The sequence below is a fragment of the Mycobacterium persicum genome, from assembly GCF_002086675.1.
In the GTDB taxonomy this organism is placed as follows: Bacteria; Actinomycetota; Actinomycetes; order Mycobacteriales; family Mycobacteriaceae; genus Mycobacterium; species Mycobacterium persicum.
This window is the reverse complement of sequence record NZ_MVIF01000377.1, coordinates 1-229: the sequence shown is the minus strand read 5'-3', so window position 1 is coordinate 229 and position 229 is coordinate 1. Positions and strand designations below refer to the sequence as shown.

At 74.7% G+C, this 229-nt stretch carries 1 protein-coding gene; it reads left to right on the top strand.

Translation table 11 applies throughout. The annotated features are described in order from the left end of the window. The coding region (locus BST40_RS28840; RefSeq protein WP_208618987.1) for a pentapeptide repeat-containing protein at positions 1–229 on the top strand (229 nt) is incomplete at both ends.

Below are 229 nucleotides of genomic sequence, written 5' to 3'. Positions count from 1 at the left end.
GCCTCGCCCCCGCGGGCCTCGGTTCCGCGGGCGTTGCGCTCGCCGGCATCGGCAACTCCGGCATCGCAAATTCCGGCAGCGGCAACCAGGGCAGCGGAAACCAGGGCGACGGAAACCTCGGCGCCAACAACATCGGAAGCGGTAACACCGGCAGCGGGAACCAGGGAAGCGGCAACCAGGGCACCGGGAGGAGCGGCGCCGGGCCGCGCGGCCGCGCCGGAGCGGGCGG